Below are 25,387 nucleotides of genomic sequence, written 5' to 3'. Positions count from 1 at the left end.
AAGATTTCGAGTGCCTATGCGAACCCTCCTGCTCCGCATCTCTATCCTGCTGCTTGCCTCTCCCCTGCTTCACGCGCAGACCGCCTCCGAGATCGACCCCATGCTCGGCGCGGACAAGGGCGGCAACGTCTTCGTTGGCCCCACGCTTCCCTTCGGCATGGCCAAGCCCGGCCCCGACTACGGCAGCAACGAGAGCAACGCCGGGTGGGAGGCCACCGGTGATCTTCACGGCTTCTCGCAGCTCCACGTCTCCGGCACCGGCGGCGGTCCCAAGTACGGCAACATCCTCGTCCAGGCGCAGTCCGGCAAAGCCGACCCTCTCCACGCATCCTCTCCTCGTGAAGCCGAGCACGCCGAGGTCGGCTACTACGCCGTCACCCTCGCCAACTCCGGCATTCATGCCGAACTCACCACCGCGCGCCGCACGCCCGTCTACCGCTTCACCTACCCAGACAACAAAGAACGCACACTGCTGCTCGACGTCGGCCACATGCTGATGAAGATCCACGACTCGCCCCATCGCTACAACGAGGGCCAGGTCCTCTTCGCCACCGACGTTCATGTCGACTCGCCCACCGAGATCTCCGGCGTGCAATCCTCCGTCATGGGATGGAATATTCAGACCGTCCCCATGCGCGTCTTCTTCTACCTCGTCGCCGACACGCCCGCCGTGACCAGCGGCACATGGGAAGACGGAAAGAAGCCCGTCGAAGGCAGCCGACGCGCCCGCTACAGCATGCCCTACACCCTGGTCACGATGCCGCATCCCGCGCCCTTCATCAGCACCGGCGCCTATCTCACCTTCGCGCCCTCCGCAAAGCCCGTCACCTTCAAGATCGGCCTCTCCTTCCTCTCCGTCGAGCAGGCAAAACAGAACGCCCTCACCGAGGTCCACGGCTTCGACTTCGAAGCCACCCGCAAGGCCGTCGTCGCCGAGTGGAACAAGGAGCTCTCCACCATCAGGATCACCGGCGGCAGCACCGGCGAGCGACAGCAGTTCGCCACCGGCCTCTATCACTCCATGCTGATGCCCGTCGATCGCACCGGCGAGAATCCCCTCTGGCAATCCAGCGCTCCCACCTACGACGACTTCTACTGCATCTGGGACACCTTCCGCTCCTCCACGCCTCTGCTCACCCTCGTCGCGCCGCATCGCGTCACAAACATTCTTCAGGCGCTGATGGACATCCAGGATCACGATGGCTTCTTCCCCGACGGCCGCGCAGGCAACTACTCCGGCCGCACCCAGGGCGGCTCCGACGCCGAGATGATGTTCGCCGACGCCTACGTCAAACACCTCCCCGGCCTCGACTGGGAGCGCGTCTACAAAGCCATGCGTCACGACGCCGACGCCGACTCACCCGAACCCATGCGCTTCGGTCGCGGCGACATGGCCGACTATAAGAAGCTCGGCTATCTCTCCATCGAAAACAGCGACATGATCGGCGGACCCGACCGCCCCGGCTCCCGCTCCATGGAGTACTACGCCAACGACTACGCCGTCGCCGTCATGGCCAAAGGCCTCGGCCACACCGCCGACGCGAAGCTCTTCTCCAACCGCTCCTCCAACTGGAAGAAGCTCTGGCGCGCCGACGCCGTCGACCACACCGAAGACGGCGACATCAAGGGCTTTATCTGGATGAAGCACGACGACGGCAGCTGGCGCGAGCCCTTCAACCCGCACCTCGTCGGCACCTGGTACCAGGACAACTTTTACGAAGCCGGCACCTGGACCTACTCTCTCTACGTCCCGCAGGACACACACAACCTCATCGAAATAATCGGTGGCAAAGACCTCTTCAAAAAGCGCCTCGACCTCTTCTTCGCGCCGGTATTCACCACCAATGGCCCGCACATCCGCTACCGCTACGACGTCGGCAACGAGCCCGGCTTCCTCTCGCCCTACCTCTACAACTGGATCGGCGAGCAATCGAGCACCGCGAAGACCATCCGCGCCATCCTCCCGCAGAGCTACCACACCGGCCTCGCCGGTCTGCCCGGCAACGACGACTCCGGCGCCATGGGCAGCTTCCTCGTCTTCAACCAGATGGGCTTCTTCCCCGTCGCCGCGCAGGACGTCTACCTCATCGGCTCGCCCACCTTCCCAAGCTCGACCATTACGCTCGGCAACGGCAAACGCTTCTCCGTCGTCGCCGACAACACCTCACCAACCAACATCTACATCGAAAGAGCCACCTGGAACGGCCAGCCCTACCATCGCGCCTGGTTCACGCACGAGCAGCTGATGGCCGGCGGCGAGCTGCACCTCACCATGACCGACCATCCCACGCACTGGGACACCGGCGCACCGCCGCCTTCGATGTCCGACGCCGCAAGCCCTGGCCGCACGAAGCAGTAAAGTCTGCTTGAACGATGCGGTGAAGCCTAATCGAACGACTCCACCGCATCCTCTTCCTGCGGCTCCTCGATATCGCCGACCAGCAGGCCCAGCGCCTGCCGGTCGAAGAGCCGCTTGTACACGCCGTCCTCCCGCCGCACCAGGTCTTCGTGCGTTCCCTCCTCCACCACCTCGCCATGGTCGAAGACAAGAATGCGGTCCAGCATCCGGACCGTTGACAGACGATGAGCGATCACGATCGCTGTGCGCCCCACCATCAGCCGCTCCGTTGCCTCCTGAATCAGCGCCTCCGACTCCGAATCCAGGCTCGACGTCGCCTCGTCCAGAATCAGCACCGGGGTGTCCGCAAGAAACGCCCGCGCCAGCGCGATCCTCTGCCGCTCACCGCCTGAGAGCTTCACCCCGCGTTCGCCGACCAGCGTGGCATATCCCTTCGGCTGCCGCAGAATAAACTCCTCCGCGTGCGCCAGCCGTGCCGCCTCTTCAATCTGCTCGCGAGTAGCGTGCGGACGACCGTATGCAATGTTCTCCGCCAGCGAACGATGGAACAGGATTGGCTCCTGCGGCACCAGCGCCATCTGCGCGCGCAGTGAATCCTGCATCACGCTCGCGATGTTCTGGCCGTCCACCAGAATGCTCCCGGCGTTGATGTCGTACAGCCGATGCAGCAGCTTCACAAACGTCGTCTTGCCCGACCCCGAGTGGCCCACCAGGCCCACTCGCTGCCCGCCCGGTATATGCAGCGAGAAGTCCTCGAACAGCGGCGTCGCATGCGCTCCATACCGGAACGTCACCCGATCGAAACGAATGTCTCCGCCATGAACCCGAATCGGCTTCGCGCCCTCGCGGTCCACGATACCCAGCGGCAGCGACTCCATCTCGACCATCTCCTCCATGTCGTTCACGCTGCGCTGCAGGTTCGCCACATGCTGTCCGATATCGCGCAGGTAGCCATGAATGATGAAGTAGCTCGTCAGCACAAACGCCACATCGCCCGGCGTCGCCCGACCCCGCCACCACAGCAGCAGAGCGTACAGGATCACCGTGATGCGCAGCGCCAGCAGCACCGTCAGCTGCACCGTACCGCTGCGTGTGCCGCGCGTCCATGTGCGAAACGTTCTGCGGCTCCACTTGTCCACGATCTCGCTCAGCCGCAGGTCTTCGCGCTTCTCCGCGCCAAACGCCTTTACCACCGGATTGCACGTCACCGCATCGGCCATCGCGCCTCCGATGCGCGTATCCAACGCATTCGACAGGCGCGCCGCGGGCGCCACATAACGCAGCGAGAGCGTAATCGACAGCGTGATATACAGCAACGCTCCAGCCGCCACAATCCCGCCCATCATCGGCCAGTGCAATCCCAGCAGCACCGACGACCCAACCAGTACGACCACCGCCGGCAGCAGCGCCAGCAGCAGCGTGTCGTTCATCAGGTCCGTCGCCCACATGCCGCGCGTCACGCGGCGAACGATCGAGCCTGCAAAGTTATTTGCATGCCAGTCGGTCGAAAACCGCTGCACGCGCCAGAAGGCATTGCCGGCGAAGCGGGTCATCAGCCGCGTCGTCAGCCGGATGATGGCAAAGAAGCCAAGATGCCTTCCGCACACCAGCATCACGCCCAGCAGCGCCATCAGCACCAGCGCATGCAGCGCCGCATGCATGGCATCGCCACGCGACGCTCCGGCAGATGCAATCGCATCGATCAGCCGCCCGGAGTACACCGGCATCACCAGATCGGCGCATGTCGCCGCGGCCATTCCCGCCACCGTCAGCGCCACCATCGCCTTCTCCTGTCGCCAGTGGCGAAACAGGAAGGCAAGCACATCTCGAATCGCATTGTTGTTCTTTGAGGCAGTCATCTCATCTCACACGCGGACGGCAATGCCGTCTCACCGGAAGGCCCGCAAACAGCGGGCGCAAAAGTTATGGGGGTCAAGCCGTCTAAACTGCGAAGCGCAGGCCGCGTGGCCCGAAGCCACGTATTCCGTTCAGATTGCTTGCTGGAGTTCGCTTACGCGAAGAAGCCGGGAAGGGCGACGCGCGACGCGCTCATAGGTCGAGGCATGCAGATCTTGATATCAATCATCGTGGTCCTTCCTTTCGGCTGAAGTGAAGACGATTCTAGCACGCACTCTTTGCATCGAACGCGTTATCCATATCGCGTCCGCACACAGACTCGCGCAGCCGCGACCATGCAACTCACAGAAAGCAAAAGGCCCCAAACCGGGGCCTTTCGCGTGCAAAATATTTTTCCTTCGATGCAGTCTGCGACTTATCCCAGCGTGGGCATCGTAGTATCCACACCAGCGCGAATGCCCGTAGGCCAACGCGCCGTCACGGTCTTGATGCGCGTATAGAAGCGCACACCCTCCGGCCCGTAGATCGCATGATCGCCGAACAGCGAACGCTTCCATCCGCCGAAGCTGTGGAAGGCCATCGGTACCGGAATCGGCACATTGATGCCCACCATGCCCGCCTGCACCGTGCTGGCAAACTCACGCGCCGTATCGCCATCGCGCGTAAAGATCGACGTGCCGTTACCGAACTCGTGCTCGTTGATCAGCTCCAACGCCGTCTTGAAGTTGCTCGTGCGCACCAGCCCCAGCACCGGCCCAAAGATCTCTTCCTTATAGATACGCATCTCCGGCTTCACATGGTCGAACAGCGTCGCCCCCAGGAAGAAGCCCTCGCCCTGCGGCAGCGCGCCCTTGCGTCCATCCACCACCAGCTCCGCGCCCTCGCTCTTACCCGTGTCGAGATAGCCGCTCACGCGATCGAGATGAATCTTCGTCACCAGCGGTCCCAGGTCGGAGGTCTTGTCCATGCCCGGAGCGATCACCAGCTTCTCGATGCGCTCCATCACCTTCGTGCGCAGCGTGTCCGCCGTCTCGTGTCCCACCGCAACCGCAATCGAGATTGCCATGCAGCGCTCACCCGCCGAACCATACGCCGCGCCCACCAGCGCATCCGCTGCCTGGTCAAGATCCGCATCCGGCATCACGATCATGTGGTTCTTCGCGCCGCCCAGCGCCTGCACGCGCTTGCCGTGCGAGGTGCCCTTCGCATACACGTACTCCGCAATCGGCGTCGAGCCCACAAAGCTGATCGCCTTCACATCCGCGTGCTCCAGCAGGCCATCCACCGACTCCTTGTCGCCATGCACCACGTTGAAGACGCCGTCAGGAAGACCGGCTTCCTTCAGCAGCTCCGCAATCAGCATCGAGGCGCCGGGATCGCGCTCGCTCGGCTTCAGCACAAACGTGTTGCCGCAGGCCAGCGCCACCGGGAACATCCACATCGGAACCATCGCCGGAAAGTTGAATGGCGTAATGCCCGCCACTACACCCAGCGGCTGACGCATCGACCAGCTGTCGACGTCCGAACCCACCTTCTCCGAATACTCGCCCTTCAGCAGATGCGGAATGCCCGTCGCGAACTCCACCACCTCAAGGCCGCGCGTCGCCTCGCCCTTGGCGTCCGAAAACACCTTGCCGTGCTCCGACGTGATGATCTCCGCAAACTTGTCCATGTTCTGCTCGAACAGCTCGCGGAAGCGGAACATCACGCGTGCGCGGCGCAGCGGCGGCTGCGCCGACCACGCCGGAAACGCCGCCTTCGCCGCGGCAACCGCAGCGTTCAGCTCCTCGCTGTTGGCCAGCGGAACCTTCGCCTGCACCTTGCCCGTCGCGGGGTTGAAGACATCGCCGAAGCGGCCGGACTTGCCGCTGACCTTCTGTCCGTTGATCCAGTGCGTCATCTCGCGCAGCGTCGTCTCCGCTGCCGTCGTCTCAGGTGCAACTACTGTGGATGCCATCGTGTATGAACCTCGATTCTTCTCGAAATCTCTCTTCGCCGCGAGCCCTTCCGGCCCGCTCCATCTCAATGCTTCTCAAGCGTACGCGCGTCGCGGCCCTGCGCGCCCGGAATCTTCGCGCCCAGCAGAGCGGCTGCCGTCGGCCCCACGTCCTCGATCGTCACGCCCTCCAGCGACTTGCACGCCGCGATCCCCGCGCCCGACAGAATAAACGAAGGATGCATCTCCGGCATCTCCGGATTGAACCCATGAGCGCCCTTACCCGCTGACGCCGTTACCTTCGGCCCCGCAAGGTTGTTGCCGAAGCCGAATCCCTTCACCGGGTCCACTGCGAGAAACGCATCCGGATCGCCGCCCATCGCCTTGATCTGCTCCGGCGTGTACACATGCGCAATTCCGTTGGCCGGATCGGCCGCGGCCTCTTCGATAATCTTCGTCGCCTTCTCGATGCTCTCGTGGTCGTTCCTGTCCTTCGCCTCCAGGAAGAACGATCCTGTCGAGTTGCGCGTGTACACCTTCCAGCTCGTCACTCGCCCCGTCTTGTCCGTCGTGATCAGCCCCGCCTCGCGCAGCGCCACCAGCGGCTGGTACAGCTTGGCCACCTCGGTAAATCCATGGTCCGAGACGATGATCCACGTCGTCTCCTTCGCCCGGCCCGACTGCTCGACGAACGCGCGAATCTTGCCGATCTCCGCGTCGATCGTCTCCAGCTGCTCATGCGTCTGCGGTGTATGCGGACCGAACCTGTGCTGCTCCTCGTCCAGATCGCTCAGGTGCAGCGCCAGCAGCGAGGGCTTCCGCGTGCGCAGAATCTCGATCACCGCATCCGTACGCCACGCGTCCGTCATCGGACGGTCCGTCGTGTTCACCTTCTGCATCTCGGCAAACAACCCCGGCGTCGACAGCACATGCATCAGGTCGACATCTTCTTCCGTCCGCACCGGACGGTACTCCGGCAACAGGTAGTCCACCTTCGCCCCAACCGTCACCGGCCACGACACCGCCGCCGTCTTCAGGTGCGCATCGTGCAGCGCCTCCCACAGCGTCGGCGTCTTGATCTTCTCCGCGTAGTAATACCAGCCGCCGAACTCCAGGTTCATCGGGTCGATCGGCGTGTTGCTTACGATTCCATGGACCCCCGGAGGCTGCCCCGTAATCATCGCCGTGTGGCTGGGATAGGTGCTCGCCGGAAACACCCCCAGCATCCCCGGCGAGCTGCAGCCGGCGTCTCTCAGCGCCGAGATGTTCGGAATCTTCAGCCCATGACCCGCGGCGTCCGTGTACTCCATCGGTGTCATGCCATCCACCGAGATCAGGATCACCTGCTTCGTCGCCGGCCCCTTCGCCTGCGCCGACACGCACATTCCGGCGGCAACCGCCACCGACGCTGCAAACCGCGTAAAGCTCCTGATCATGCCGTCTCCTGACGGAAGTACCTGCAAAAGAGCTGGAAAGCTTGAGAGATTTCAGCGTAGACAGAAAATCACGCAATGTCAACAATCGGTATACCGATGTAACCTACCGCCAGTTCACGTAGATCGGGTTCGTCAATGCGATGGGGTCGCTCCCCTCCTTGCCGTCCACCAGCTCCACCCGAACCCAGTGCCGCTTGCCGTCCGAGCTCCACCGATAGCTCGCCTTTCCACCCGCCAGCACCGGCTGATCCGCCACCGCCTTGCCGTCGAGATACACCTTCAGCGCCGCACCCGAGCCGTCGTTCGTCGACACCGCAAACTCCACCGCGCTTCCTGCCGAAGCTGCAATCTCGTCGCCCATCATCGCATCGCCCGCGTTCAGCAGAAGCTCCGGCCCATCCGGCCCCTGCGTCTTCACGTACACATGTCCCGCCTTGATGCCCGCCAGAATCCCCGGCTGCGACAGCTCCTTCGCATACACCACCGTCGTCGGAATCCCCACGCCGTCATGCTGCGCCAGCTGCTCGCCGCCGCGATGCTCGTCGCCTCCCCCCACACCCGTGGGCCGCAGCCCCTGTGCATGCAGCTTCTCCCACAGCGGAATTCCGTTGCCGGCAGGCGGCGTAAACCACGACCCATGCTCGTGATACCCGTTGATCACCTCGATCGAATCCACCTTCGCGAAGTCCGTGATCGGCATCCATCCCCAGCCGCAGCCCGGGCATTTGCCGTCCCATGGCCAGTACCAGTGGTTCACGCTCACCAGCGCCCCCTGCGCATGCGCCTGGTCGAACAGGTCGTTCACCGTGAAGCCCTTCTCCCACGCACGATAGTCCAGCTGCCCCATCGTTCCCCACACATTCGCGTGCCCGCGCGTCGTCGTCACCTCTTCGCCTGCCATCAGCAGCAGCCTGTCGAAGTACGGCTGCACATGCTCCATCTCGTTGAAGTGCGCCTGCGTGTTGTGATCCGTCACCGCCAGGAAGTCGAGCTTCTGCTGCGCCGCGGCCTCGAACAACCGGAACGCCGGGCACGGCACGTTCTTGCCCGACTGGCTCTTGCACGTCGCATCCGTGTAGCCCGTGTGCGAGTGCAGATCGCCCATGTACCATCCCGGCCTCGCGTTCAGCACCACGTAGTGCTCCGGGTCCAGCTTCTGCGAGAGATGAATCTTCAGCGTGTACTCGCCATGCGCTCCCGGAGCCACGTAGTTGAAGCCGAACGAGACCTTCCACGTCCCCGCCACCAACGGCCCCGGCATGTATGGCCCCGTCGCCGTCACCGTCGTAATCGAAAACTTCGCCCGCCCCTCTCCGCGATACCGATCCGGGTCCCACATGCCCACCGTCACGTACATGCCCTTCGCAAAACCCGGTGAATCCAGCTCCACATCCATGCGCTCGATCCCCTTCGGCATCACGAAGCTCTGCGTCTCGTGGGTGCCGTTCTTCTCCGGCGCAATCGTTCCATGCAGTTGAATCTCAAGCGAAGGGTCAGCCGCCTGCGCCTTCAGCAGAGGCGAAAACAGGGGCAACAGAGCGACAGCAAACACACGGACGTGCGACAGCAAACGCATGATGAAACACCTCTTGTCAGGATTGCGGCGGCGCGGCAAGCGCCTTGCGATGCAGCATACCAGCCCCCTCTCTCAACCCTGCAAATCGCAACGGCGAGGAATCCGCTTCTCCTCCACCCAGCCACAAAACCACGTTGTCATCCCGACCGAAGCGCAAAGCGCGCAGTGGAGGGACCTGCTTTCCGACCAATGCCTCACCCCAGCCCCAAAGCATTCTCCTCCCAGACACCAGATTTGCCTAAAGCCCTAGTCTGCGGTTTAGAGTAGTGACGGTCTCGCACAGATCCTCAACGAGCCGAGTGGCAGGTCGCAGAGGAGAAGAACCATGGGTGGTTTCTTCTGTGTTCCGGGTCGCTCTCATTCAAGCTGGAAAGGACGTATCTCTTTGTACGACTACAAGAAACTCTTTGATCTCGCAGGCAAAAAAGCTCTCGTCGTTGGCGCAGGAAGTGGTATCGGCGAGGCAGCAGCACTCGGTCTCGCCGCTCATGGAGCGCACGTCATCTGCGGCGACCTCAACGTCGAAGGCGCGCAAAAGGTCGTCGACGCCATCAAGAGCACCGGCGGCAGCGCCGAAGCTCTCGCCTTCGATCTACGCGACGGCGAGGCCGTCAAGACCACGCTCGCCGGCCTGGACGATCTCGATGTCCTCGTCAGCACCCCCGCCATCAACGTGCGCAAGCAGCTCCTCGACATGAGCGAAGAAGAGTTTGATCGCGTCATGACGCTCAACCTCAAGGGAACCTTCCGCCTCATCACCGCCGCCGGACGCAACATGAAGGCACGCGGCAAGGGCAGCATCATCGCCTTCGCCAGCATCCGTGCCCACGTCGTCGAGCCTGGCCAGGGCGTCTACGCCGCAACCAAGGCCGGCGTGCTGCAGATGTGCCGCACCCTCGCCGCCGAGCTCGGACCGCACGGAGTGCGCGTCAACGCCATCGGACCCGGCGTCGTCGATACCCCACTCACCGCGCCCATCGCCGCCAACAAGGAGTGGTACAGCGCCTACGCCAACAAGAGTGCACTCGGCCGCTGGGCCAAGCCGCACGAGATGGCTGGCGCCGTCGTGTATCTCGCCTCCGACGCCGGATCGTTCGTCACCGGCACCCTCACCATCGTCGATGGCGGATGGACCGCGATCGACGGACGCTTTACGCCACCGCTGTAAACCGTTTGCAACAACACGCACGAAAGGCCACAGCACAACGCTGTGGCCTTTCTACGTTTTACCCATCACAGCTGCGAAACAGGCACGCAAAAAATCGTGCTCAAGGCTGTGGCGTCAGCGGATCGAAGCTCTCCGGCGCGCTCGGATTCGGCAGCTCCCCTTCGCTCACAACATCATCATCGGCGTTGGCCAGCGCGGCGTGCTGAATGTCGGGCATGCGATACAGCTTGGCGTGAATCCTGCGGGCAAGATACTCATCGCAGCGGATCTCCACCCGCAGCGTCGTCGTGCCTCGTCCCCGCACCACTTCAAGCCGGTCGATCTCAACCAGCTGCTGATCGAAGATCTGCGCAACCCGCATGATCAATCTTGGCCGCGCCGCTGCAGTGACCCGATACGTCCACACCATCGTTTTCGTCCCCCTCCACCGCCATACACACAATGAACAATGAAAAACCCGCCATAGCTTTCGCTGTGGCGGGCCTCGTAACTTCGTTCGATCTCTCGAAGGCTACGTTGCGCCGCCGCCCCTAATGGGCGCACGCGTGCTTCCAATCGCAATCGGGCGCAGCACAAAAGAAGTCCTGCTCTCCCCCACCCAGCGCGTGCTGACCGCCCTGCGATTCATGCGTTGGAGCATATACCCCGCCTTCGCCTTCCTGCAAATCTGCTATGCCGGAACGGCCGTTATTCGCTCGAGATGCGCGATCACCGCATCGCCCACCTGCGTCGTGTTCAGCGTGCCCCCGAGATCGGGCGTTCTCGCTCCCGCAGCCAGCGCATCGATGCACGCCTGCTCCACCAGGGCTGCCTCCTTCGGCATGCCCAGCGAGAGCCGCAGCATCATCCCTAGACTCAGAATCTGCGCCATCGGATTGGCCAGCCCCTTGCCCGCAATGTCAGGCGCGGAGCCGTGAATCGGCTCGTAAACAGCGGGGTTGAACCGTTCCGCCTGCGTCGCACCGATCGTCGCCGAGGGCAACATGCCCAGGCTTCCTGTCAGCATCGAAGCCAGGTCTGAGAGGATGTCGCCGAACATGTTGCCGGTCACGATCACATCGAACTGCTTGGGCGCACGCACCAGCTGCATCGCGCAGTTATCGGCATACATGTGGCGCAGCTTTACGTCGGCAAATTCGCGCGCATGCAGCGCCGTCATCACCTCGCGCCACACCAGACCGCTCTCGGTGACATTGGCCTTCTCCACACTGCAGACCTCGTTGCGGCGGCCGCGTGCGAGCGTAAATGCGACGCGTCCGACGCGCTCAATCTCTTCGGTGGAGTAGGTCTCGGTATTGTAGCCACGCTTGCCGCTGGCGGTCGTCTCGATGCCACGCGGCTCGCCGAAGTAGAGGCCACCGGCGCACTCGCGCACAATCATCAGGTCAAGTCCACCGATCACCTCGGGCTTCAGCGTGCTGGCCTCGATCAACGGGTCGAAGAGAGTCGCGGGACGTAGATTGGCAAAGAGATTCAGCTCCTTGCGTAGACGCAGAATCGCAATCTCCGGACGCAGATCAAACCCTAGTCCCTCCCACTTGGGGCCGCCGACCGAGCCGAAGAGGACGGCGTGCGAGGCGCGTGCGCGCTCCATCGTCTCATCGAGCAAGGGCGTGCCGTGCGCGTCGATGGCGCAGCCTCCGGCGAGCGCGTACTCCAGCTCAAACTTCACTCCTGCGTACGTCTCGATCTGCTTCAAGACACGGACGGCCTGCTCCATCACCTCCGGGCCGATTCCATCGCCCGGTAACACCAGAATTCTGAATGACTCGCTCATCGCTTCGCTGCTTCCTCTCTTTATGAACCTCTACCTGCATACGACAACCGGCGTGGTGGACGCAAATCGGAGCGGTACTTCATTACAAAAATGCTCCGCGTGGAACATTCTTGCTTGACGCTGTTGAATGGCGATGAGAGAGAAGTTTTGAAGCTGTAATCAGTCGAGCGATTCGATGGCGACCGACACAGGAATAGCCTTCATCAGCATGAGATAGACCGCTCCCGCGAGGAAAAATCCAGCGAACCAGGCGTAGTCGTAGAGGAAGCGCAGTGCAGGAACGACGAGGCCGATAAGCGCGACGACGACACCTGCGACCAGTGCAATGATGGCTCGCGAGTTGATGCCGCCCGCGTACTCGTAGATACCGTCGCGGCGGTAGAGCGAGTCGGTATCGAGCTGCGTGCGACGCAGCAGGAAGTAGTCGGCGATCATAATGCCGGCGACCGGACCAAGCAGGCCGGAGTAGCCGACGAGCCAGCCGAAGATGTAGCTGCCGAAGCTCGACATCAGCTTCCACGGCATCATGGCGAGTCCGAGGAAGCCGGTGATGAGACCACCTGTACGGAAGCTGATGTAGCGCGGCGCGAGGTTGGAAAAGTCGTTCGACGGGGAGACGACATTAGCGCCGATGTTGACGTTGAGCGTTGCGACCAGCAGGGCGATGAGCGCAAGGAAGGCGACGAAGGGCTGATGAAAGCGGCCGAGCAGCGTGATGGGCGACCAGATGGGCTCACCGAAGATGGTGACGGAGGCAGAGGTGCAGGCGATGCCGATGAAGGAGTATAGCGTCATCGCAAGTGGAAGGCCAAATGCCTGGCCGACGATCTGCGCATCCTGATTCTTCGCATAGCGCGTGAAGTCCGGAATATTGAGCGAGAGCGTCGCCCAATAACCGACCATCGCGGTGAGCGAGGGGAAGAAGAATTTGAGGAACGAGCTGGTGGAGTGGAACTGGCTGGGCGTCGAGAGCATGGGGCCGAAGCCGCCTGCCTTGTGCAGCATCCAGAAGAGCAGGGTGAGCGACATGATGAGCATGAAGGGCGCGGAGAAGCTTTGCAGGAAGCGGATGGATTCAACGCCACGCCAGACGACGAACATGTTTAGTAGCCAGAAGCCGAGGAAGCAGATCCACTGCACGCCGGGCTGCGCGGAGGTCTGCGGCCAAAGCACGTTGAGCATGGCGAAGATGGCCTGTCCGCCGAGCCAGGATTGGATGCCGAACCACCCGCAGGCGACGAGCGCACGGAGGAGGGCCGGGATGTTCGCTCCGCGGGTGCCGAACGAAGCGCGCACGAAGACAGGAAACGGGATGCCGTACTTCGATCCGGCATGCGCGTTGAGGATCATGGGCAGCAAGACGATGAGGTTGCCGAGGAGGATGGTGCCGATGGCCTGCTTCCAGTTCATGCCGCCTGCGATGAGCGACGAGGCGAGCATGTAGGTGGTGACCTCCATCGACATGGAGAACCAGAGTGCGATGTAGTTGTAGGTGCTCCAGGTGCGGCGCGAGGGTGGCGTGGGCGCGAGGTCTTCGTTGTAGAGGCGTGGGTCGTGTGGGACGTCGTGATAGATGGTGTCGGGGCCTAGCGACATCGATGCGGTCTCCGGCGGGACGAAGAGTTCTGATTCTTTGGCTGGGATGACGTAACGGTCGAGAAGCAGGTCCCTCCACTGCGCTGCGCTTCGGTCGGAATGACATTGCTCATGAGAGTGCCGTGGCGGCTCCGGCAAAATGCGGGGGTTCCTCGGCTTCGCGCTGCGCGCTGCGCTCGGAATGACACTTGATGGGAAAAGAGTTTCTGAGAGCTGTGGCGATGAATCATTTCCAGGCTCCGCCTCTAGCTTCGCGACGGATGTATTGGCCGCGGCCGGTTGCAGCGATGTACTTGCCTTCGTCGACGACGAGCTCGCCGCGCGAGAAGACTTTCTTTGCGTTGCCCTTCACCTTCCAGCCTTCGAACATGGAGAAGTCGCAGCGCATGCTGTGGGTTTCGGCGGAGATGAGGTGCTCGGCGGCGGGGTCCCAGAGGACGATATCGGCGTCGGCGTTCTTCGCGATGACGCCCTTCTTCGGATACATACCGAAGATGCGTGCGGGCGCGGCGGAGGTGATCTCGACGAAGCGCTCGAGCGAGAGTTTGCCGCTGTTGACGCCGTGATGAAAGATGAGCTGCATGCGGTTTTCGACGCCGGGGCCACCATTGGGAATCTTCGAAAAGTCATCCTTGCCGAGCTGCTTCTGATCGGCGAAGCAGAAGGGGCAGTGATCCGTGGAGACGACCTGCAGGTGGTCATGTACGAGGCCGTCCCAGAGTTTGGGCTGGTTCTTCTTCTCGCGCAGCGGCGGGGTGAAGACGTACTTGGCCTCTTCGAAGCTCTTGCCGGGCATCTGGTCTTCGATGGAGAGCAGGAGGTACTGGGGGCAGGTCTCGGCGAAGGCGGGAAGGCCGCGATCGCGTGCTTCGCGGACCTGGTTGAGTGCGTCTTCGCTGGAGAGATGCACGATGTAGACGGGCGTGCCTGCGATCTCGGCCATGGCGATGCAGCGGTTGACGGCTTCGGCCTCGGCGATAGTGGGGCGAGTGAGCGCGTGGTAGATGGGCGCGGTCTTTCCTTCGGCGAGCGTCTGCTGCACGATGGTGTCGATGACGGAGCCGTTTTCGGCGTGCATGCAGATGAGCGCGCCATTCTTCGAGGTCTGCTGCAGAGCCTTGAAGATGGTGCCGTCGTCGACCATGAGCACGTTGGGGTAGGCCATGAAGAGCTTGAAGCTGGCGACGCCCTCGCGGACCATGTCGTCCATGTCGGCGAGGCCCTGCTTGCCGGCATCGGAGCCGAGGTCGGTGACGATCATGTGCAGGCCGTAGTCGATGCAGGCCTTGCCTTCGGCTTTGCCGCGCCAGATGTCGAGGGCATCGCGCATGCGGGTGCCTCGGGCCTGAATGGCGAAGTCGACGATGGTGGTGGTACCGCCGATGGCTGCAGCGCGGGTGCCGGTGAGGAAGTCGTCGGCAGAGACGGTGCCGCCGAAGGGCATGTCCATGTGGGTGTGCGCGTCGATGCCCCCGGGGATGACGAAGAGTCCTGTGGCATCGACCGTGATGTGACCGGCGGCGGCGAGGCCTGCGCGGACTTCCGTGATCCTGCCGTCTTCGATCAATACATCTGCGAGCTGTCTTCCATCGGCGTTGACGACGGTGCCGTTCTGAATCAGTGTTCCCATGCGGCTCCCTACTCGGATTTTTACTGCGGCTTTAGACGGGCGTTGCGGTGCGTTCAGCCCAGGTCTCGGGCGCGAGGCCGGTGTCGACGCGCTCCATGGTGATGCAGTTGTCGACGGGGCAGACGAGAGAACAGAGGTTGCAGCCGACGCAGTGATGCTCGTCGACGCGCGGGATGCGCTCAAGCGGCGTGACGGTGTTGCTGGCGGTTGCGGTGAGATCGAGCTTGGGGATGGGTGTCATCGCGATGCGGCGGCTGGATTCTGCGGTGACCTGTGCGGGGGTGCGGGTGATGTCGGGTGCGGGCAGCGTGCGATCGAGATGGATGCACTGATGGGCTCCGTCCCAGCAGGCGGTGTAACAGAGCTGACAGCCGATGCAGAGGTCTTCGTGGATGCGGGCGACGATCTTGTAGTTGAGGTCGAGGTCTTTCCATTCGCGGACTTTGGGGAGGGAGAGGCCGCGGAAGTCGTCGATGGTGGAGTAGCCTTTTTCGGCCATCCACTGGAGCATGCCGTCGGCCATGTCTTCAACAATGCGATAGCCGTAGTGCATGACAGCCGTGCAGACCTGCACGGAGCTGGAACCGAGTAGGAGGAATTCGACGGCGTCGCGCCAGTTGCCGATGCCGCCGATGCCGGAGAGCGGCAGAGCGGAGAGCGGATCGGACATGACCTGGTGCACCATATTGAGCGCAATGGGCTTGACGGCCGGGCCGCAGTAGCCTCCGTGGGAGCTGAGGCCGCCGACGTTGGGGTTGGGCTCGAGGGTGTCGAGGTCGATGCCGGTGATGGAGTTGATGGTGTTGATGGCGGAGAGTGCGTCGGCTCCGGCTCGTTTGGCAGCGCGGGCGGTGGCGCGGATGTCAGTGATGTTGGGCGTTAGCTTGACGATGACGGGCGTGCGGGCGCGCTCTTTGACCCAGCCGGTGATGCGCTCGGCGTATTCGGGCACCTGGCCGACGGCGGACCCCATGCCGCGCTCGCTCATGCCGTGCGGGCAGCCGAAGTTAAGTTCGAGGCCGTCGGCTCCGGCGTCTTCGGCGCGCTGCACGATATCGTGCCAGGTCTCGCGTCGGCTTTCGACCATGAGCGAGGCGATGACGACGTTGCTGGGGTAGCGGCGCTTGACTTCGGCGATCTCAGCGAGGTTGACGTCGATAGGGCGGTCGGAGATGAGCTCGATGTTGTTGAGGCCCATCATGCGGCGGCCATCCCAATCGATGGAAGAGTAGCGCGAGCTGACGTTGGTGATGGGCTCGCCGATGGTCTTCCAGACGGCGCCGCCCCATCCGGCGTCGAAGGCGCGCATGACCTGTTCGCCGCAGTTGGCGGGCGGTGCGGAGGCGAGCCAGAAGGGGTTGAGGCATTTGATGCCGCAGAAGGTGGTCTCGAGGGTGGGGTTATTGGGCATGGCTTGCCTCCAGCCATGCGGCCATGGCGATGCCGGAGCGTTTGCCGTCGGCGACGGCGTCGACGACCTCGCGGCCGCCGTTCGTACAGTCACCGCCGGCGAAGAACTTCGGGTTCGACGTCTGTCCGGTGGCGCGATCGGTGAGGATGCGGCCGCGGTCGAGCGTGATGGTGTCGCCGAGGAAGCTGGTGTGGGTGGCCTGGCCGATGGCTAGGATGATGAGGTCAACGGGGAGGGGGAACGTATCGTCGCGTTGGGGGACAAGCGAGTCATCTTCGGTGACGGAGAGACGCGTGAGGGTGAGAGATTCAACCTGTGTGGAGCCGAGGATTGCGGATGGCTGCGCGTACCAGAGGAAGTTCACGCCCTCCTGCCGGGCGTGCTCGTACTCGAAGGCAAAGGCAGACATCTTCTCTGGGCCGCGGCGGTAGACCATGTAGACTTCCGTTGCACCTAAGCGGACGGCGGCATTGGCTGCGTCAATCGCGGTGTTGCCTGCACCGATCACCGCGACACGCGTTGGCGCGGTGAGGATGCTGCCGGACTTGTAGCCGGCGATGAAGTCGAGCGCGTTGGTGACGCCCGGGAGCTGTTCGCCGGGGATGCCGAGTTTGTGGATGGCTCCGAGGCCCATGCCGAGGAAGACGGCGTCGTGCGTGTTGCCGAGTTCGGCGAGCATGGCTGCATCGACGCGGGTGTTGAAGCGGAAGTCGACGCCAAGGTCGGAGAGCATGTCGATCTCGCGGAGGCTTTCGGCGAGCGGGAGTTTGTACTCGGCGATGCCGTAGGTGTTGAGGCCGCCTGGGAGCGGGCTGGCCTCGTAGATGGTGGCGGCGATGCCGCGACGGCGAAGCTCGGCGGCGCAGGCGAGCGATGCGGGGCCGGAGCCGATGAGCGCAACGCGAAGGCCGGTGTCGGGCGCGGCGGTAAAGGGATGCGGGATGCCCTTGTCGTAGAGCGACTCCATCGCGAAGCGCTGCAGCTTTGCGATTTCGATAGGCTGCTTGTTGTAGCGATGCATGACGCAGGAGCCTTCGCAGAGGACATCGACGGGGCAGGCGCGGGAGCAGCTGGCGCCGAGGATGTTGGCGTCGAGGATGGTGCGAGCCGAGCCCATGACGTTGCCGCTGGCGATCTTCTTGATGAAGGCGGGGACATCGATATGCGTGGGGCAGGCTGCCGTGCATGGCGCGTCGAAGCAGTAGAGGCAGCGGTTGGATTCGGTAACGGCAGCCTGTCTGTCAAAGGGCGGATGGAGGTCCTGAAAGCGCGCAGCAATCTCCGAGTGTGTTTCGACCTGCTGCGTGAAAGACTTCGTCTCGCTCATCAGCACCTTCTGTCCAAAGGGTCAGCTCTACTGGTTCAACGGCTCAGGAGAGATTCATTATCCATGATTCCCACGAGATGTGAAGCTGATTTGTGAGGTACGCGGGGACTACGACGGCTGTGCGATCCAGTGCATGATCTTTTCTGTAAGACGTGCGTAGGCGAGCGCGGCCAGTTCAAGGTGCTCATGTTTTGTGTCTTCGGCCTTGTTGTGGCTGAGGCCGTTGAGCGACTGCACGAACATCATGACGGTGGGAATGCCTGCGCGCGCGACCTCTGCGGCGTCGTGCAACGGGCCGGAGGGCAGGCGATGCGATACTCCTGCAACTTCGCGGATGGCCTGGTCGCAGAGTTCGATGAGATCGGGATGGAAGGGGATGGGATCGATGTTCCAGATGCGCGACCACTCAACGGAGCAGTTCTCCTGCTCGGCGAAGCGCTGGCTGGCGCTCTGCGCCTCGTCAAACATCTGCGCGAGGACAGCTGCATCGAGATCTCTCATATCGAGCGTGGCCTCGCAGCGACCGACGACGGCGGTGACGATGCCGGGGAAGGTCTTCACGCTACCCATGGTGGCGACGGAGTCCGGATGTTTGCGGGCGATGGGACGGATCTCGAGCGCCAGCTTTGCCGCCGCTGCAAGAGCATCGCGGCGCACGGCCATGGGCGTAGAGCCGGAGTGGGCCTCCTGTCCGAGGAAGGTGATGGCGTGGCGTTCGACGCCTTTGGTGCCGAGGACGACACCGAGGGGAAGACCGAGCTCTTCGAGGACGGGGCCTTGTTCGATGTGCAGCTCGAGATAGGCGGCCGCGTTAGCGCGCTCTTTGCCTGCATCGCCGATGCGATCGATGTCGAAGCCGCACTCGCGCAGCACATCCTCGAGACGGTCGCCGTCATGATCAGTGCGTCCGCGGTCGGCGGCGATGGTCTGCGTGCCCGCGAAGGCAGAGGAGCCGAAGAGACTGCGGCCGAAGCGTGCGCCTTCTTCGTCGGCCCAGTCGACGAGGCGGATGGTGACGGGTGGACGGCCGTTGTAATCCTCGACGATGGCGCGAAGGGCTTCGAGCGCGGTGAGCACGCCGAGGCAGCCGTCGAGCCAGCCGCCGTTGGGGACGGAGTCGAGGTGACTGCCGAGGAGCAGGGCGCGGTCGGAGGTGCCGCGCAGGGTGACCCAGAGGTTGCCTGCGGCGTCGTAGTGGCGTTCCACGGGGAGGGCTTCGAGTTTGGTCTCGAACCATGCCTGCGCTTTGAGCCAGACGGGACCCCAGGCGATGCGTTGCGCTCCATGCTCGTCGGCGGTGAGGGAGCGAAGCTCTTCGAGATCGGCGATGACGCGTTTGGGATTCACGGGCATAGGGCTCGGCTCCTCGGAGGTATTGTCCTCACTTGACCATATGATGCGCGAGGCAGGAATATCAGGCATGGTACAGGTCTTTGTCTCGGGCAGGGTGATGACACCGGCGGGGCTGAAGCCGGCCGCAGTGATTGTTGAGGACGGCAGGATCGCGGGCGTCGTGGAGCCGAAGGAGGCTCCTCCGGATGCTGTGGTGCGCGACTTCGACGATCTGGTGCTGATGCCTGGCTTTGTGGACACGCATGTTCACATCAACGAGCCGGGACGCACGGAGTGGGAGGGCTTTGCCACGGCGACGCGTGCAGCCGCCGCAGGCGGCATCACCACGCTGGTAGATATGCCGCTGAACTGTCTGCCGGAGACAACGACAGCGGCGGCACTGGCGATCAAACGCGAGGCGGCGGCGGGAAAGTGCATGGTGGACTGGGCGGCGTGGGGCGGTCTGACCGATGACAACCATGAACATCTGGAGGGCCTGGCTGCGGCGGGTGCAAAGGGATTCAAGAGCTTTCTCGTCGACCCTGGAATCGATGGCCTGACGATGCTGAGCGAAGAGGGGCTGCGGAAGGCAGCGCCGATTCTTGCGCGAACGGGACTGCCGCTGCTGGTGCACGCGGAGCTGCCCGGGCCGATTGCGACGGCTGCACCAGCGCTGAAGGATGCGGACTGGTGCGAATATGCGACGTATCTGCGCTCTCGACCGGAGGAGGCAGAGCTGGAGGCGATCCGCCTGTTGATTGCGGTATGCCGCGAGCATAGATGCCGTGTACACGTGGTACACCTTGCAACGATGCGAGCGCTGGAAGAGCTGGAGGCGGCACGGGCAGAGGGTCTGCCGATCACGGTGGAGACGTGTCCGCACTATCTTTACTTTGCTGCGGAAGACATTGCGCGGTCGGCGACGTTGAAGAAGTGTGCACCGCCAATTCGTTCGCGAGCCAATCGTGAAGGGCTGTGGGAGGGATTGCAGCGCGGCACGATCGATCTGATTGCGACGGACCATTCGCCTTGCCCTCCGGCGATGAAGGAGGCGGCTGCGGGCGACTTTGCGAAGGCGTGGGGAGGCGTGGCAAGTCTTTCGATTGCGGCTTCGGTAGTGTGGACCGAGATGCGCATGCGGGGGCTTCCGCTGGATAAGCTGACGGAGTGGATGTCGTCTGCGCCTGCGCGGCTTGCAGGGCTGAATAAGCGAAAGGGCGCGATTGCGGCGGGGATGGATGCGGACTTGGTGGCGTTCGATCCGGAGGCGAGCTTCGAAGTGACAAAGGAGCGGCTGGTGTATCGGCATCCGGTTTCACCGTATCTGGGCGAGAGGCTGCATGGCGTTGTGGAGCACACGTTTCTGCGCGGCATTGAGGTGACAAGAGATGGAACCCCTGCGGGTGTTGAGGTGTAGTTTTCTGTAGCGCGCTCGCGTGGGTGTTTGTATGCTACGTGGATTCCGCAAAACGGCCTGGCAGCCGTTGGTGAAAGGATCGCTTGAGTCAGCGCGTAGTTGGAGTTTCGGTTCCGAGGAAGGAAGGCGCTCCAAAGGTCACTGGAACGGCGCGGTATATCGACGACCTCAGCTTTGAGGGGATGATGTACGGCGCGACGGTGCGGAGCACGATTGCGCGCGGCAGGATTGCGAAGATCGAATTCGGCGAAGGCGTGCCGTGGAATGAATTTGTTGTGGTGACGGCGGAGGATGTGCCGGGCAAGAATGTCGTCTCGCTGATTACAGACGACCAGCCGATTCTTGCAGAGACGCAGATCAATCATCCGGAAGAGCCGATTCTGTTGCTGGCGCATGAAGATCGCCATCTGCTGCCGCTGGCAGTGGCTGCGGTGAAGATCGAGTATGAGGCGCAGCCTTCGATTCACTCGATGGAAGACAGCGAGAGCTGTGCCGAGGTGATCTGGGGCACGAACAATATCTTCAAGACGTACACGATCGATAAGGGCGCGGTGGATGAGGTGTGGAAAGACGCCGCGTGGATCGTGGAAGGCGAGTACACGACCGGCGCGCAGGAGCAGCTGTACATCGAGAACAACGGCGTGATTGCGCAGTGGAGCGAAGATGAGGGCGCCACGGTGTGGGGGTCGATGCAGTGCCCGTTCTATGTGCATAAAGCGCTGATGGCGCTGACGGGACTGCCTGCGGAGAAGGTGCGCGTGCTGCAGGTGGAGACGGGCGGAGCGTTTGGGGGCAAGGAGGATTATCCGTCGATCATTGCGGGGCATGCGCTGCTGCTGGCGAAGAAGGCGGGCAGGCCGGTGAAGATCGTGTACGACCGCATGGAGGATATGGCTGCGACGACGAAGCGGCATCCTTCGCGCACGCGTCATCGGACGGCCGTAGACAAAGACGGCAAGCTGCTGGGCGCGGAGATTGAATTTGTAATCGATGGCGGAGCCTATTCGACGCTGTCGCCGGTGGTGTTGTCGAGGGGAACGATCCATGCGGGAGGGCCTTATTACTGGCCGAATATTCGTGTGAAGTCGAAGGCCGTGGCGACAAACACGCCTCCGCATGGGGCGTTTCGTGGCTTTGGCGCTCCGCAGAGTCTGTTTGCGCTGGAGCGGCACATGGATTTTGTGGCACGAACGATCGGGCTGGCTCCGGATGAGTTTCGCCGCAGGAATCTTTTGAAGCCGGGGCAGACAACGGCGACGGCGCAGGAGATTCGCGAACCGATCGACATGCCGCACCTGCTGGATCGTGCGCTGGAGTTGAGTGGCTATCACGCAAAGATGGCACGGTTCGCGAAGACGAATGCCACGAGCTCGAAAAAGAAGGGCATGGGGATTGCAGCGTTTCTGCATGGCGCAGGATTTACCGGGTCGGGCGAACGCTATCTGAATGCGCTGGTAGGCGTGGAGGCGAACGAGCGCGGCGAGGTGCGGGTGCTGGTGTCGAGCACGGAGTTTGGACAGGGGACGAACACGATCCTGACGCAGATTGCCGCGGAGACGCTGGGCCTGGAGTATGAGGATGTGTCGATGGCTCCGATCGATACGCGTGTGGTGCCGAACAGCGGACCGACGGTGGCTTCGCGCACAGCGATGATTATCGGCAAGCTGGTGCAGACGGCTGCGTTCGACATGCAGAAGAAGCTGGTGGATGCGGGGCTGATGCACGAGGGCGATGGGCGCGATGCCTTTCGTGCGGCGTGCAACGAGTACACGCGGACGATGGGCGCGCTGAATGGATGCGGACGGTATGAGGCTCCGCCAAATGTCTTCTGGGATGATTCGAAGTACATGGGCGAGGCCTATCCGGCGTTTGGCTGGGCGGTGTATGTGGCCGAGGTAACAGTGGACACGGCGACATACAGCGTGACGGTGGATGACTTTGTGGCGCTGCAGGAGATTGGGCGCGTGCTGCATCCGGTGCTGGCGGCGGGACAGATTGAGGGCGGCGTGGCGCAGGGGATCGGCTATGCGCTGTATGAAAAGGTTGTGTGGAACAGGGGACGCATGATGAACAACCAGATGACGAACTACATCATGCCGACCTCGGAAGACCTGCCGCCAATTCGCGTGTTCTTCGAAGAGATTCCTTACGCGTATGGACCTTATGGAGCGAAGGGTATCGGCGAGCTGCCGATGGATGGTCCGGCGCCGGCGATCATCAATGCCGTGGTGGCGGCGACGGGCGAGGAGTTCCGCTCGATTCCCTTGTTGCCGGAGGATGTGTTTGACGTGCTGTCGCGTTCGCATGAGATAGACGAGGTGACGGCGTGAGCGCGGCGAAGCAACAGGTACGGTTCACGGTGAATGGGCGCGAGGTCGAGGTCTCGGCGTATCCGATGGCGCGTTTGCTGGATGTGCTGCGCAACGAGCTGGCGCTGACGGGCACGAAGGAAGGCTGCGGCGAGGGCGAGTGCGGATCGTGTTCCGTGCTGATGAACGGAGAGCTGGTGAACAGCTGCCTGGTACCGGTGCTGCAGGCTGATGGTGCTGACGTGCGCACGGTGGAGGGGCTGGCGAGTGCCGCGCTGCATCCGGTGCAGAAGGCGTTTCTGGAGTGTGGCGGTGCGCAGTGCGGTATCTGCACGCCCGGCATGATTGTGGCGACGGTGAATCTGCTGAAGAAGCATCCGCAGCCGACCATGGAGGAGATACGCGAGGGATTGAACGGCAATCTTTGCCGCTGCACCGGCTATACGCGGATCTTCGAAGCGGTGAAGAGCGCGGCGGAGAGCATGACGCATGAGGAGCTGAAGGTGTTGACGGGCGAGGAGGCCGCGCGCCGATGAGGTCGATGCCTTCGAGCTACGAGATGGTGGCGCCGCGTTCGCTGCACGACGCGCTTGGCCTGATGGCGAAGGAGCCGGGGTTGTGGACGCCGGTGGCGGGCGGCACCGAAGTGATGGTGCAGTTTGGTGCGGGTAGATTGATGCCGACGCGCTTTGTGAGTATCCGTAAGATCGACGAACTGCGCGGTATTGCGCAGACGGAGACAGAGCTGCGTATCGGCGCGGGATGTACGTATGCCGACCTGCGGCGGGATGCGATTGTCGGCACGGATTTTCCTTTGCTGAGCACGGCGGCAGCGTGGACAGGGAGCATAGCGAATCAGAATCGCGGTACGCTGGGCGGCAATATTGTGAACGCCTCGCCGGCGGCCGATTCCCTTCCCGCGCTGCTGGTGTATGAGGCCGAGCTGGTGCTGGTCTCGGTGCGCGGCGAGAGGCGTGTGCGTTACGGAGATTTTCATGTCGGATATAAGAAGACGCTGCTGGCACCGGATGAGTTGATTCGGACGATTGTGCTGCCGCGGCGTTATGTGGGCTGGCTGAGCGTGGCACGCAAGGTGGGGCCGCGCAATGCGCAGGCGATCTCGAAGCTGTGTATGGCCGCGCTGGCACGCATGGATCGCGGACGGATTGCAGAGATTCGCGTGGCTTTCGGCAGTATGGCACCGATGCCGCTGCGGATGCGCGGGGTGGAGAGTTCGTTGAATGGCCAGCAGATTAGCAGTGAGACGATTCGCAAGGCGCGGCGAGCGCTGGAGGCAGAGGTCTCGCCGATCGACGACATTCGCTCGACGCGGGCTTATCGCATTGCGGTTGCGGGAAACCTGTTGGAGGAGTTTCTGCGTGGAGTGACGAGTAACGATACGCTGTCGCGCTGGAATGTATCGCCAGCAGCAGAAGCGGTGCGCACCATGCTCTCCTGCTGCGGCTCCACGGCGTGGGCGGAGGCGATGGTGGCAGCTCGGCCGTTCGCCTATGAGGCGTCTGTCCTGGAGAGAGCTGGCGAGATCTGGCGCGGGATGAGCGAGAGCGATTGGGATGAGGCGTTTCGCAGCCATCCTCGGATTGGCGAGCGCCATGCCGATCGCGCGACGACGGCTGCTTCCGCGAAGTGGTCGGAGGGCGAGCAGCGCGGCGTAGCGGAGAGCGAGGATGCGGTGAAGCGCGCGATCGCTGAAGGCAATCGCCGCTACGAGGAGCGGTTCGGCAGGATCTTTATCGTGTGTGCGACGGGCAAGAAGCCGGAGGAGATCCTGTCGATTCTGGAGCGACGACTGGCGAACAATGAGGCGATGGAGATGCGCGAGTCCGCGGCGCAGCAGGAGGAGATTATGCAACTTCGGCTGGCGAAGTGGCTGAGGACGGAGGCGGGAGCATGAGCGGCATTTCGACGCACATTCTGGATACAACGGCCGGACGGCCTGCTGCGGGCGTCGGCGTGGCGCTGCTGCGGCTGGATGATGGCGGCGCGTGGCAGACGCTGGCAACGAAGGAGACGGACAGTGATGGACGATGCAGGCAGATGCTGCCGGATGGAGTTGCATTGCTCGCTGGAGAGTATCGCGTGCGCTTCGAGACGGCGGCGTACTATGAGGCGCATGCGCTGACGGGACTGTATCCGTTTGTGGAGATTACGTTCACGGTGCGCGAGGGCGAGGAGCATCTGCATATCCCTCTGCTGCTGACGGCGAACGGGTATACGACCTACCGAGGGAGTTGA

At 62.8% G+C, this 25,387-nt stretch carries 18 protein-coding genes; 7 read left to right on the top strand and 11 right to left on the bottom strand.

What is annotated here, in order from left to right; genetic code table 11:
- The first annotated feature begins 16 nt into the window (after positions 1 to 16).
- Entirely contained in the window at positions 17 to 2,359 is a 2,343-nt protein-coding gene (locus PW789_RS15430) for a GH92 family glycosyl hydrolase (protein WP_299378100.1), read from the top strand.
- A gap of 26 nt (positions 2,360 to 2,385) precedes the next feature.
- Here PW789_RS15430 and PW789_RS15425 read toward each other — a convergent pair whose 3' ends face one another.
- The 4 genes from PW789_RS15425 to PW789_RS15410 all read right to left on the bottom strand — a co-directional run bounded on the left by PW789_RS15425 (position 2,386) and on the right by PW789_RS15410 (position 9,164).
- Complete coding sequence (locus PW789_RS15425; protein ID WP_299378098.1) at positions 2,386 to 4,218, bottom strand: ABC transporter ATP-binding protein; 1,833 nt, start codon at positions 4,216 to 4,218, stop codon at positions 2,386 to 2,388.
- Positions 4,219 to 4,631: 413 nt separating this feature from the next.
- Positions 4,632 to 6,173 carry a CoA-acylating methylmalonate-semialdehyde dehydrogenase gene (locus PW789_RS15420; RefSeq protein ID WP_299378096.1) on the bottom strand — a complete coding sequence of 514 codons (1,542 nt, stop codon included), beginning with the start codon at positions 6,171 to 6,173 and terminating at the stop codon, positions 4,632 to 4,634.
- 65 nt (positions 6,174 to 6,238) lie between these two features.
- Positions 6,239 to 7,588 carry an alkaline phosphatase family protein gene (locus PW789_RS15415; protein WP_299378094.1) on the bottom strand — a complete coding sequence of 450 codons (1,350 nt, stop codon included), beginning with the start codon at positions 7,586 to 7,588 and terminating at the stop codon, positions 6,239 to 6,241.
- Positions 7,589 to 7,691: 103 nt separating this feature from the next.
- Positions 7,692 to 9,164 carry a CehA/McbA family metallohydrolase gene (locus PW789_RS15410; RefSeq protein ID WP_299378092.1) on the bottom strand — a complete coding sequence of 491 codons (1,473 nt, stop codon included), beginning with the start codon at positions 9,162 to 9,164 and terminating at the stop codon, positions 7,692 to 7,694.
- 385 nt (positions 9,165 to 9,549) lie between these two features.
- On the opposite strand from PW789_RS15410, the gene PW789_RS15405 reads away from it, so the two are divergent.
- Positions 9,550 to 10,332 carry an SDR family NAD(P)-dependent oxidoreductase gene (locus tag PW789_RS15405; RefSeq protein ID WP_299378090.1) on the top strand — a complete coding sequence of 261 codons (783 nt, stop codon included), beginning with the start codon at positions 9,550 to 9,552 and terminating at the stop codon, positions 10,330 to 10,332.
- Between the two features lie 100 nt (positions 10,333 to 10,432).
- On the opposite strand, the gene PW789_RS15400 is transcribed toward PW789_RS15405, so the two are convergent.
- From PW789_RS15400 to PW789_RS15370, 7 genes are all read right to left on the bottom strand, one after another.
- Positions 10,433 to 10,693 carry a hypothetical protein gene (locus tag PW789_RS15400; protein ID WP_299378088.1) on the bottom strand — a complete coding sequence of 87 codons (261 nt, stop codon included), beginning with the start codon at positions 10,691 to 10,693 and terminating at the stop codon, positions 10,433 to 10,435.
- A gap of 309 nt (positions 10,694 to 11,002) precedes the next feature.
- Positions 11,003 to 12,109 (bottom strand): 3-isopropylmalate dehydrogenase, encoded by a 1,107-nt coding sequence (leuB, locus tag PW789_RS15395; protein WP_299378085.1) that lies wholly within the window; start codon positions 12,107 to 12,109, stop codon positions 11,003 to 11,005.
- Between the two features lie 159 nt (positions 12,110 to 12,268).
- Positions 12,269 to 13,705 carry an NCS1 family nucleobase:cation symporter-1 gene (locus PW789_RS15390; protein WP_299378083.1) on the bottom strand — a complete coding sequence of 479 codons (1,437 nt, stop codon included), beginning with the start codon at positions 13,703 to 13,705 and terminating at the stop codon, positions 12,269 to 12,271.
- Between the two features lie 226 nt (positions 13,706 to 13,931).
- Entirely contained in the window at positions 13,932 to 15,335 is a 1,404-nt protein-coding gene (gene hydA / locus PW789_RS15385; RefSeq protein ID WP_299378080.1) for a dihydropyrimidinase, read from the bottom strand.
- A gap of 31 nt (positions 15,336 to 15,366) precedes the next feature.
- Entirely contained in the window at positions 15,367 to 16,746 is a 1,380-nt protein-coding gene (gene preA / locus PW789_RS15380; protein WP_299378078.1) for an NAD-dependent dihydropyrimidine dehydrogenase subunit PreA, read from the bottom strand.
- On the bottom strand, positions 16,736 to 18,073 hold the full coding sequence (locus tag PW789_RS15375) for an NAD(P)-dependent oxidoreductase (RefSeq protein WP_299378075.1): 1,338 nt from the start codon (positions 18,071 to 18,073) through the stop codon (positions 16,736 to 16,738). Before PW789_RS15375 ends, preA begins: the two co-directional genes overlap by 11 nt.
- 108 nt (positions 18,074 to 18,181) lie before the next feature.
- Positions 18,182 to 19,426 (bottom strand): Zn-dependent hydrolase, encoded by a 1,245-nt coding sequence (locus PW789_RS15370; RefSeq protein WP_299378072.1) that lies wholly within the window; start codon positions 19,424 to 19,426, stop codon positions 18,182 to 18,184.
- A 67-nt stretch (positions 19,427 to 19,493) separates the two neighbouring features.
- Here PW789_RS15370 and allB point away from each other — a divergent pair, with 67 nt between their 5' ends.
- The 5 genes from allB (at position 19,494) to uraH (ending at position 25,387) form a co-directional block, all read left to right on the top strand.
- Positions 19,494 to 20,822, top strand: coding sequence for an allantoinase AllB (gene allB, locus PW789_RS15365; RefSeq protein ID WP_299378070.1), 1,329 nt, complete (start codon positions 19,494 to 19,496; stop codon positions 20,820 to 20,822).
- An 83-nt stretch (positions 20,823 to 20,905) separates the two neighbouring features.
- On the top strand, positions 20,906 to 23,152 hold the full coding sequence (locus PW789_RS15360) for a xanthine dehydrogenase family protein molybdopterin-binding subunit (protein WP_299378066.1): 2,247 nt from the start codon (positions 20,906 to 20,908) through the stop codon (positions 23,150 to 23,152).
- Positions 23,149 to 23,667 (top strand): (2Fe-2S)-binding protein, encoded by a 519-nt coding sequence (locus tag PW789_RS15355; protein WP_299378063.1) that lies wholly within the window; start codon positions 23,149 to 23,151, stop codon positions 23,665 to 23,667. Before PW789_RS15360 ends, PW789_RS15355 begins: the two co-directional genes overlap by 4 nt.
- On the top strand, positions 23,664 to 25,046 hold the full coding sequence (uraD, locus tag PW789_RS15350) for a 2-oxo-4-hydroxy-4-carboxy-5-ureidoimidazoline decarboxylase (protein ID WP_299378060.1): 1,383 nt from the start codon (positions 23,664 to 23,666) through the stop codon (positions 25,044 to 25,046). Before PW789_RS15355 ends, uraD begins: the two co-directional genes overlap by 4 nt.
- Positions 25,043 to 25,387, top strand: coding sequence for a hydroxyisourate hydrolase (gene uraH, locus PW789_RS15345; protein WP_299378057.1), 345 nt, complete (start codon positions 25,043 to 25,045; stop codon positions 25,385 to 25,387). The genes uraD and uraH overlap by 4 nt, the downstream gene beginning before the upstream one ends.

Origin of the sequence: Edaphobacter sp. (assembly GCF_028283685.1) — a bacterium.
Taxonomy (GTDB): Bacteria; Acidobacteriota; Terriglobia; order Terriglobales; family Acidobacteriaceae; genus Edaphobacter.
Note: the sequence above shows the minus strand (reverse complement) of the source record. Positions and strands in the feature narration are given on the sequence as shown.